This window comes from Trichococcus palustris, assembly GCF_900114465.1.
Taxonomy (GTDB): Bacteria; Bacillota; Bacilli; order Lactobacillales; family Aerococcaceae; genus Trichococcus; species Trichococcus palustris.
Map to the genome: position 1 here is coordinate 23,697 of NZ_FOTD01000022.1, position 10,062 is coordinate 33,758.

The 10,062-nt window shown below is 46.5% G+C and carries 8 protein-coding genes and 1 tRNA gene; 7 read left to right on the forward strand and 2 right to left on the reverse strand.

Annotation, left to right across the window (positions count from 1 at the left end):
* Positions 1-25 precede the first annotated feature (25 nt).
* Both BM101_RS11920 and BM101_RS11925 read left to right on the forward strand, forming a co-directional pair.
* Positions 26-715 carry an N-acetylmannosamine-6-phosphate 2-epimerase gene (locus tag BM101_RS11920; protein WP_087032179.1) on the forward strand — a complete coding sequence of 230 codons (690 nt, stop codon included), beginning with the start codon at positions 26-28 and terminating at the stop codon, positions 713-715.
* A gap of 12 nt (positions 716-727) precedes the next feature.
* Positions 728-2,236, forward strand: coding sequence for a PTS transporter subunit EIIC (locus BM101_RS11925; RefSeq protein WP_087032181.1), 1,509 nt, complete (start codon positions 728-730; stop codon positions 2,234-2,236).
* Positions 2,237-2,323: 87 nt separating this feature from the next.
* Here the strand turns inward: BM101_RS11925 and sstT are convergent, their stop codons facing one another.
* Both sstT and BM101_RS11935 read right to left on the reverse strand, forming a co-directional pair.
* Entirely contained in the window at positions 2,324-3,562 is a 1,239-nt protein-coding gene (sstT, locus tag BM101_RS11930) for a serine/threonine transporter SstT (RefSeq protein WP_087032182.1), read from the reverse strand.
* A 257-nt stretch (positions 3,563-3,819) separates the two neighbouring features.
* Positions 3,820-5,517, reverse strand: coding sequence for a M3 family oligoendopeptidase (locus BM101_RS11935; RefSeq protein ID WP_087032184.1), 1,698 nt, complete (start codon positions 5,515-5,517; stop codon positions 3,820-3,822).
* A 209-nt stretch (positions 5,518-5,726) separates the two neighbouring features.
* On the opposite strand from BM101_RS11935, the gene BM101_RS11945 reads away from it, so the two are divergent.
* From BM101_RS11945 to BM101_RS11970, 5 genes are all read left to right on the forward strand, one after another.
* Positions 5,727-5,816 (forward strand) — tRNA-Ser (locus tag BM101_RS11945).
* A gap of 455 nt (positions 5,817-6,271) precedes the next feature.
* Positions 6,272-6,898, forward strand: coding sequence for a class D sortase (locus tag BM101_RS11955; RefSeq protein WP_245825704.1), 627 nt, complete (start codon positions 6,272-6,274; stop codon positions 6,896-6,898).
* Complete coding sequence (locus BM101_RS11960; protein ID WP_087032192.1) at positions 6,898-7,815, forward strand: hypothetical protein; 918 nt, start codon at positions 6,898-6,900, stop codon at positions 7,813-7,815. The genes BM101_RS11955 and BM101_RS11960 overlap by 1 nt, the downstream gene beginning before the upstream one ends.
* A gap of 47 nt (positions 7,816-7,862) precedes the next feature.
* On the forward strand, positions 7,863-8,384 hold the full coding sequence (locus BM101_RS11965; protein ID WP_087032194.1) for a hypothetical protein: 522 nt from the start codon (positions 7,863-7,865) through the stop codon (positions 8,382-8,384).
* A gap of 312 nt (positions 8,385-8,696) precedes the next feature.
* Entirely contained in the window at positions 8,697-10,022 is a 1,326-nt protein-coding gene (locus BM101_RS11970; RefSeq protein ID WP_093399856.1) for an IS3 family transposase, read from the forward strand.
* Positions 10,023-10,062: the final 40 nt, after the last annotated feature.

Genomic DNA, 10,062 nt, shown 5'->3' on the forward strand with positions numbered 1-10,062 from the left:
AAAATAAATAACGGAGGAAATATCCATGAAGAAGGAAGATTTCATCAAAAAAGTCCGTGGCGGCATTATTGTTTCCTGTCAAGCGCAACCAGGAGAACCTTTGTACACTGAAGAAGGCGGTATCATGCCTTTGATGGCTCTTGCAGCTGAACAAGCCGGTGCAGTCGGCATACGCGCTGAATCGGTGAGGGATATTCAACAGATTAAGGAAAGAGTTGATTTACCGATCATCGGGATCATCAAACGTGATTACCCCCCTCAAGCACCCTTCATTACGGCTACCATGAAGGAAATCGATGAATTGGTTGAAACAGGTGTGGAAGTTATTGCCTTGGATTGCACTTTGCGGGAACGCTATGATGGCAAAACAATCAATGCCTTCATCAAAGAAATTAAGGAAAAATATCCCGAACAATTGTTCATGGCGGATATTGCCACTTTTGAGGAAGGCCTGAATGCCTTCCATGAAGGTATCGATTTTGTCGGCACAACGCTTAGTGGTTATACAGAGGACAGTATCAAACAGGACGGACCGGACATCGCCTTGATGAAAAAGCTGGTGGATGCTGGTGTGGATGTCATCGCCGAAGGTAAAATCCATACGCCTGATCAAGCCAAAATAATCCAGGAATTGGGTGTTGCGGGAATCGTCGTAGGAGGCGCAATCACACGGCCAAAAGAAATAGCGAAACGTTTCATCGATAACTTAAAATAAGGAGTGAACATTATGTTTAAAAAATTCTCGCAAATTGGGAGAGCCATGATGCTCCCGATCGCCATTTTGCCTGCTGCCGGCCTCTTGCTTGGTTTCGGCGGCGCATTGACCAATCCAAGTACATTGGCGGCTTATCCTTTCCTTAACATTGGCTGGTTGCAAGTGATCCTGAGCATCATGAGTTTTGCCGGAAGTGCCGTCTTTGCCAATTTGGCGCTCATCTTCACCATCGGGGTCGCTGTCGGTCTCGCGAACGGAGATAAAGGGACTGCTGGTTTGGCCGGCGGTGTGGGTTACGTTGTTTTCGTCGCAACCATCAGTGGTTTTCTGCAATTATTTTCCGCAGAAGGCGCTTCGATCGACACTGGGGTTGTTGGTGCAATAGCTGTCGGAAGTACCGTTGCCTTCCTGCATAATCGTTATCGTAAAATCGAATTGCCGCAGTTTTTGGGTTTCTTCGGTGGCTCGCGTTTTATCCCGATTGTAGCATCATTTGCAGCTATCATTCTTGGGGCATTCTTTTACCTGATTTGGCCACCGATCCAAGGCGCATTGACATCCGCCGGTGAAGCCATCGCAGTGATGGGAAGTTTCGGAACATTCTTGTATGGATTTTTACTTCGTTTGACCGGTGCGGTCGGTTTGCACCATACGATTTATCCGCTGTTTTGGTATACCTCTTTGGGTGGTACTGAAGTTGTGGCGGGTCAAACCATTTCTGGTGCCCAAAACATCTTCTTCGCGCAATTGGCTGATCCAAACCATACAGGCCTTTACACTTATGGAACCCGCTTCTTTGCCGGTCGCTTCGCTACGATGATGTTCGGTTTACCGGCTGCTTCTTTGGCCATGTACCATTCCATTCCGAAGCAGAACCGCAAAAAAAATGCCGGTCTGTATTTGAGTAGCGCCCTCACTTCATTCTTGACCGGTATTACCGAACCACTTGAATATATGTTCTTGTTCGTCGCACCTTGGCTGTATGTGATCCACGCATTCCTTGATGGTATTTCCTTCTTTGTTGCTGATTTACTGAGCATCCGTATCGGAAATACTTTCTCAGGCGGGTTGATCGACTTCTTACTATTTGGTCCGCTACAAGGTAACGCAAAAACAAACTGGGTGTGGGTAATCCCGATTGGTATTATTTGGGCATTGATTTATTACATCGTATTCCGCTTCTTTATTACGAAATTCAAAGTGATGGTGCCTGGTATGGATGAGTCGGAAGCTGATGCAAGCGTACCGGTTACAGCTTCCGGCGCGGCTTCTACTTTGAATGATGAAGCGCATATCATCATTGAAGCATTAGGAAAAGAAGCAAACATCGAATCCGTCAGTGCTTGTGCAACCCGTCTGCGTGTTTCCGTGAAAGATGGTTCGGTCGTTGATAAAAATTCCATCAAGAATCTCGGAGCAACTGCTGTTTTCGAAGTTCAAGGCGGCATCCAAGCTGTATTTGGCGGCAAGGCAGACTTGCTGTCTCAAGAAATCAATCAAATTTTAGGGACAGAAGACTGATTTCAAAATAACCGACCTAGTTAACAAAAAAGCCTCTGATCCGATATGGGACCAGAGGCTTTCATTCGTCAAACGGATCGTGCTGGCTTAAGCTAATTCGTTGACGGAAGCGGCCGTTTCTTCCTTACGTCGCTTCGCGAACTCCGCAGTCGCAGTGAAGAGGACGTCTGTTGAAGAGTTGAGGGCTGTCTCGAAGGAATCCTGAAGGACGCCGATGATGAAGCCGACACCGACTACTTGCATAGCCACGTCATTCGGAATACCGAAGAGGCTTACTGCAAGAGGGATAAGGAGTAGGGAACCGCCAGCAACACCGGAGGCACCGCAAGCGCTGATGGTTGCAAGGATACTGAGGATGAATGCTGTTCCGAAATCTACTGAGATTCCCAAAGTGTTGACTGCTGCCAAGGAAAGTACCGAAATCGTTACTGCCGCTCCTGCCATGTTGATGGTCGCACCAAGTGGGATGGATACGGAGTACGTGTCCTTGTCCAAGCCAAGTTCTTCACACAGAGCCATATTCACTGGAATATTCGCGGCTGAGCTTCTTGTGAAGAAGGCTGTGATGCCACTTTCCCGCAGACATCTGAATACTAGTGGATAAGGATTGGAACGGATATAGACATATACGATGATCGGGTTGACGACCAACGCGATGAATAGCATACAGCCAATGAGGACTGCAAGCAGTTTTCCGTAGCTCAGGAGAGCGCCGATGCCGCTTGTCGCGATGGCATCAAATACAAGACCCATGATCCCTAGTGGAGCGAAGTTGATGACGATCCGGACCATCTCCGTCAGTGCATCAGATACGTTGACCATCATCAGCTTGGTTGAAGCTGCGGCATTTTTCAGGGTCATTCCGAGCATAAGGGCCCACGCTAGGATACCGATATAATTGGCATTGAACAGTGCTTTGACTGGATTGTCCACGACATTAAGGAGCAACGCCTTGAGGACTTCCACAACACCACCAGGGGCGGCGACGTCTTCTACTCCGGCGCCCAATGTCAGGGTCACCGGGAAGATGAAGCTTACGATGACAGCTACAAGCGCCGCCAAAAAGGTTCCTAAAAGATAGAGCCCGATGACGGATGTCATGTTCGTCTCGTGGCCTTTCTTATGTTGCGAGATTGCCGATGAAACCAGAAAGAACACCAGGATTGGCGCGATCCCTTTCAGTGCGCCTACAAATAATGATCCAAAGATCGTAATCGGTTTTGCTGCTTCCGGAGCAACCAAGGCCAGGATGATACCTACGATAAGTCCGATGATGATGCGTTTGACCAAGCTTAACTTATTCCATTGTTTATGTAATGTTAACAAATTCTTATTCCCCCTAATATTTATGAAAATGATAAAAAATAGCAAAAAAGCTGTACTCTGATAAAAAAACTAACTCTTTAGATAGCGGTAATTCTACCACAAAGATTTCTATCTGGGAAGCTTATTTTTCATAAGTTAGAGATTATAAGCGAATAATATATAGCAAACGTCTAATGATTATTCGTGAATAGGTGTATCAATTGCCTTTTGGAACACATTCGCGATTAATCGTTAGGAAATAAGAGAAGAAGCTATTCTTACAGTTTTTCATCATCCACTTGCGAGAGGAATTCATCGATGGCCGCGATGACGGCGCTCAGCGAGCCTTCTTCATACGGCGACTGCAGGTTCGCGGTCCTGACGATTTCCAGGAAGCTCTGGGTCCCGCCGACTTTGCAGATTTTCAGATAGTCGGACCACGCCTTGTCATCGTGGTCCACCAGTGCCCGCTTCCAGAATTGGAAGGCACAGACTTGCGCCAGCGTGTAGTCGATATAGTAGAACGGCGACTCGAAGATGTGTCCTTGGCGGAACCACAATGTTCCTTGGTCCAGGAAGGCATTTTCCGAATAATCCTTGTGCGGATTGTACATTTTTTCCAGTCGGCGCCAGGTCGCTTTCCGTTTGGCAGGTGTCATTTCCGGATGCTCGTAGACCTCGTGCTGGAAGTGGTCGACCAAAACGCCGTACGGCAGGAACTGCAATGCACCGCCGATATGGGCGTATTTGTATTTTTCGGTTTCCTCCTTGAAGAACAGCTCCATCCAGGGATAGGTGAAGAATTCCATGCTCATCGAATGGATTTCACAGCTTTCATAGGTAGGGAAAACCAATTCCGGCTGTTTAATCCAACGCGATTGGTACACTTGGAAAGCATGCCCCGCTTCATGGGTCAGGACATCCACATCGCCGGACGTGCCGTTGAAGTTTGCGAAAATGAAAGGTGAGCGTTGCCCCGGTATGTAGGTGCAATAGCCGCCGCTCGCTTTGCCTTCTTTTGTTTCCAGATCCAACAGGCCGTTGTTGTCCATATAATCGATGAATTCGCCCGTTTCCGGAGACAGTTCATGGTACATTTTTTTGCCCATCGCGACGATGTACGCCGCATCACCTTTCGGGGTGGCGTTGCCGTCCAGGAAGTTCAGATTCAGGTCGTAGTACTGCAGCGCAGCGACGCCGATGCGTTTGGCTTGGCGCTCATACAGTTTGTTCGCCACCGGCACAACGTCCTTCAGCACTTGTTCGCGGTAGGTCTTCACCATTTCACGGTCATAGTCGAAACGCATCATCCGCACGTATCCGAGTGCGACGAAATCTTTGTAGCCCAATTTTTTGGCGATTTCATCGCGTGTTTTCACCAGGCGGTCGTAGATATCATCGAAAGTTGCTTCCTGTTCGGCAAAGAAGCTGTAGTAAGCTTCCGAGGCTGCCTTGCGGGTTTCGCGGTTGGTATCCTGCTGATAGGGACCCAATTGCGACAAGTTAAGCTCTTTGCCGTCGAAGGCGATTTTTGCGCTGGCGACCAGTTTCTGGTAGTTGCTGCTCAACTCGTTTTCTTTCTGCAGCAGCTCGATTACGCTCGGATCGAAGGCTTGCAATTGGTACTGGGCCATCTGGAAATACAGCTTCGGCAAGACCGTTTCCAGTTGGCTGCGGTAAGGGGAACCCAGCAAGGCGCGGTAGTATTTGGTGTGGATGTCCGTGTACAGCGGATTGTATTCGTTCCAATACTCATCTTCCGCTTCATAGAACGGATCCTTCGTGTTGATCGTATAGCGGATCTGCGCAATCTGGTTTTGGGTATCCTGGTAGGAAATCAGCTCCGTCATCGTTTCGACGGCGGCGATGGCTTCCGCCGGTGCGGCGGCAGCGGCTAACTGCGTGATCGCTGCTTCGGCTTTCTCTTTGTATGCACTGAAATCGGGACGTTCATAGGGATATTCTGAAAATTTCACTGGTAGACCACCTTCGTTATTTGTCTGTAATTGATACGTCCAGTATAGCATATTTCCCCGTCTTGCCGCCCACCTAGCAGCGGAAACAGGCTTTGCGAAGGCAGCGGAAACAGGCTGGCTATCCAAAAAGTGGCTGATGCAATATTTTTACCCTTTTTTTGAAGATTTCCCTTTTCCAATCGCCGAAAAAGGTCTATAATGTTCTTCATGGAGAATTACTCAAGTCCGGCTGAAGAGGACGCACTCGAAATGCGTTAGGTGTCGAAAGGCGCGCAAGGGTTCGAATCCCTTATTCTCCTTATTCAGATTTCGGGGGTTACCGAAAAAGCCACAAACCCATCCATCGTTTCCTTCCGGGAAAGCCTGATGGATCGCGTTTGTGGCTTTTTTCTTTTTCCGATTTCGAGAAAATCTTTCCAACGGCCAGATGTCCAGCCGCTTGCTGAATGTGGGAGCATTTCCCCGGAATGAAAAAACTTATATTCACATCTTGTCCTCTAATCAGGTTTTCTCATGGACATTGCGGACTTTTTACATTACACTTAAAGGAGCATTATCAGGATTTATCAAAGCAAAATAGCTTCATTTGGAATACAACATATCATCAAATGAAGCATTTTTTACGATACGGTTGCAGTCTTACAGTTTCAAACTGAAGCACAGATTTAAAATCATTGAATGGAGTGGAATGATGGGGAAAAAAACAAGTGCACGAAAAAAAGTTCATAGGCGGAGGATTGTCACGTTGATCGGTATGCCGATCCTGTTGTTCGTTTCAGGCATCACGCTCCTTTCGCTGGCTTTCTTCGACAACCTTACCTATGCCTTTTACATAACCCGTATGTTCTTCCCTGAAGAGGTCACGATTGCGAAAGCGGACATAGCCGCAAGCGGCACAGCTGCGATCGGCGCCAACCCTCCAGCAAGTCAGTTGGCTTTCCCAAAATACGGGGATGAATTCGGCAAACTGACGGTCGCTTCTGCGGACATCACAACGCCTGTTTTCGTGGGGGACGATGCGACACAGCTCTTGTATGGAGCCGGCCAATACTATGGCTCCGTATTTCCTGGCGATATCGGGAATACGGTCCTTGCAGGCCATACCAATTCGGTTTTCAAAACGCTGGGCGAGGCGAAAATCGGGGATATCATCACACTGGACTTGACTTACGGGACCTATACGTATGAAATCAGCAACATCGAAATCAAGGACGGAACCGATCAATCCATCCTAGCGCAATCCGATGAACAGCTGTTGACGCTCTATACTTGTTATCCTTTCGATTACATCGGCAATACCCCCGACAGATATGTCGTGACGGCCAAATTGGTCGAAGGGAAACCCCTATCGGAAATTCCATTTGTGGAGGAGAGCAACTGATGCGAAAACTAAGACAAATCGGCAGAGTGCTGCTCAGTTTCATTTTGATGTTTCTGGTCGTTGCCTTGATCGGCGTCATCTTCATGAAGGAGGTCCTGTTGAACGCCAACGACATCAACAATCAATTGAACGACAGCGAATATTATTCCCAGGTGGAAGACAGCCTTGCTGCGAAATTTAAGACGTTGAGTCTGGAAACATCCATTCCGGAAGATATTTTTATCGTGGCGACGACCGATCGCTACGGTATGCAACAACTTTCCATTAAAAACAATGAAGCGGCCATCAACTATTTGACCACCGCGGATGCGAAATACACCACCGAGACCGATCGGACCATGTTCGAAGAACCGGTCACGAACTACGTCAAAACCTATGCGGCGGAACACAACCAACCTTTCGATGAAGCGTTGCAGGCACAAACGGATAAGATCATCGGTGAAGCGACCGATATCGTCGCAAGTCATACGACTTTGTTCAATTTAAAGAATGTCGTTGATTTCCCGCAATTCCAGAAGGCACGCAACGCGCTGCATGTCATCAGCGATCATTTTTACATCGTGCCGGTTGCCTTCCTTGCCGTCAGCGGACTGCTCGTGCTGCTGAACCGGAAAAGAATCCACCGTTCGCTGATCTGGATAGGCAGCGCATTGGTCTCCGGATCCGCCTTCGTCATCATTCCGGCGACGGTCGCATTGGTTCTGAAGCTCCCGCAACGCATCACCATTTCGGCCGATTACATCAATACCGCCCTGCGCACCTTGGCGCTGCATTACACCCAATACTTTTTGGTGGTCGGCTTAGTGGCCTTCGCCTTGGGTATAGCGTCATTGGTAGGCTATACCCTGCTCAGCAAAGCAAAACGGGCGCAGTTCCGCAACCGGAAAAGTTATGCCTCAAACGGTGAACGTGCCTAACTGGTTCGCAAAGCCATTTCAGTTCATTGAGAGGAGGTGAAAATTATATGAAAAAAGTTATCGTATCCCTTTTATTCGCATTCGTGTTATTTCTAGGAACAGCACCGAATGTTGCTGCTGCCACTGAAAATGATATCATCGCTACTTTGGAAGCCACAAACTTACCAGCTAATTATGTGCAACAAGCAAAAAATTACTTGATGTCCCACGATGTAACTGCAGCGCAAGCTGATCAGATCATCGCCCACATCAACAATGCACAAGCTATCGTTACTGCAAGTGGATCGAAAAGCGTGAATCAGCTTTCAGATGCCGAAAGACATGCCATCTTGGCTGAGCTTTCTGCAGCGGCTGCTGTATTGGACATGACTGTTACCGTGACTTCCAAGGAAGTTGTCTTCTCTGGTGCAGACGGTACCGTTGTGGCTACATTCCCGACAAAGGGAAATGATGTCAAACAAACCGGTTCAAACAATGTTTACTTAGCAGGCGGAATCACACTGCTTGTAGCTGCAGTCGGTTCGGCTGTTGTTGCTAAAAAAAGATTTTATGCTCCTGTTGAAGCATAAAAGAAGCGCACGAGGATGGTGACATCTTCCGCTTGAAACACCCCTGAACAGAGGAAAGCCTTCTAAAATGGACCCTATAGAATGGACACTAAAAAAAGTGCCCTCTATAGGGTCCATTTTTGTATACTTAAAAGAGAAAAATAAGTTGATGCTTGAAGTGGCGTCGCGATGATAACCCAATTTGAGAAATCAGTCAAAAGCCGCTGTCGCTCCTTCTTTTGACAGATTTCACAAACCGGGTAATGCTAGTCGCCAAGTCCTTCAAGCCCATAATCCACATCTATTGCACTTCGTGCAGAAAGGAATCACTGAATGTCGAAATTAACTTTTACACCAAGTCAGGTCCAAATTTTGAAGGAAAACCAATATGTAAAAAATGTTTCTGATAAAAGCATTACTTATACCGACGAGTTCAAACGCCACTTCATTTCAGAAACATTAAACATGAAAACTACTAAGCAAATTTTTATTGAAGCAGGGTTTGATCCGGAAATGATTGGTGATGACAGGATAAAGTCATTTGCGAAGAAATGGCGAAAAAGATATCGTGAAAATGGCATTTTGGCATTGGAAGACACCAGAAAAAATTCTTCAGGCAGAGCTCGAAAGACAGAACTAACACCTGAGCAACAAATTGAAAAGTTACAAGCTAAAATTTCATTGTTAGAACAGGAAAATGAACTGTTAAAAAAATCAGAATGGAGCGAAAGGAGGCTAGAAAACGCTGAAAATATTAGCGATATCTTCGCAAGAATCCATGGGATGAAAACCGACGGTTCTTATACAGGAACAATCATTGATGCATGTGAGCTATTGGGTGTTTCTCGTTCAGGATACTACAATTATATAAAGAATGCGGACAGTAGAAATTCACGAGAAGAGGAAGATCAATTCTGGAAAATCAAAATCGAAGAAGCGTATAACTACCGTGGCTACAAGAAAGGTTCTCGAAGCATTGTGATGTACTTCAAGAATAAATTTGGGATTACGGTCAATCGTAAAAAAGTGCAGCGGTTGATGAGGAAATATAATATCTTCTGCCCTATTCGTAAAGCGAATCCGTACAAGAGAATTGCGAAAGCTACCAAAGAACATAGCACTGTTGAGAACAAGTTAAAACGTCAATTTGATCAGGGGGTAGCCAAAAAAGTTCTGTTAACAGATATCACCTATTTGCCTGGGGCCAATGGCTTTATAGGTTATTTGTCGACCGTCAAAGATGGCGCAACGAAAGAGATTCTAGCCCACTATGTATCTGATAGCCTGAAACTTGATATTTCTCTAAATACCATTAATCTATTGGCGAGCGCCCACGGTGCCACGCTGCATGAAGATGCCTTTATCCATTCAGATCAGGGCGTCCATTACACTAGTCCTAAATTCCATAAGAAGTTGGCTGATAATCATTTAGGTCAGTCCATGTCAAGAAGAGGTAACTGTTGGGATAACGCTCCGCAAGAGTCGTTCTTTGGACATCTGAAAGATGAAATAGATTATAAAGATTGTGAAAATCTGGAAGATTTACGGGCAATTGTAGATGATTACATTGACTATTACAACAACGAACGCGGACAATGGAATCTAAAAAAATTGCCCCCTGTTCTTTACAGGGAGCAAATATTATTGGGTGCTGCATAAGGTGTCTTTTTTTAATGTCCTTGACAATGGGTCCATATTA

What these genes read in the sequence shown, in the direction of transcription:
- BM101_RS11965 (WP_087032194.1), top strand. Translation starts at nt 7,863, where the DNA reads ATGAAAAAAGTTATCGTATCCCTTTTATTCGCATTCGTGTTATTTCTA.
- BM101_RS11920 (WP_087032179.1), top strand. Translation starts at nt 26, where the DNA reads ATGAAGAAGGAAGATTTCATCAAAAAAGTCCGTGGCGGCATTATTGTT.
- BM101_RS11960 (WP_087032192.1), top strand. Translation starts at nt 6,898, where the DNA reads ATGCGAAAACTAAGACAAATCGGCAGAGTGCTGCTCAGTTTCATTTTG.
- BM101_RS11970 (WP_093399856.1), top strand. Translation starts at nt 8,697, where the DNA reads ATGTCGAAATTAACTTTTACACCAAGTCAGGTCCAAATTTTGAAGGAA.
- BM101_RS11955 (WP_245825704.1), top strand. Translation starts at nt 6,272, where the DNA reads ATGCCGATCCTGTTGTTCGTTTCAGGCATCACGCTCCTTTCGCTGGCT.
- BM101_RS11925 (WP_087032181.1), top strand. Translation starts at nt 728, where the DNA reads ATGTTTAAAAAATTCTCGCAAATTGGGAGAGCCATGATGCTCCCGATC.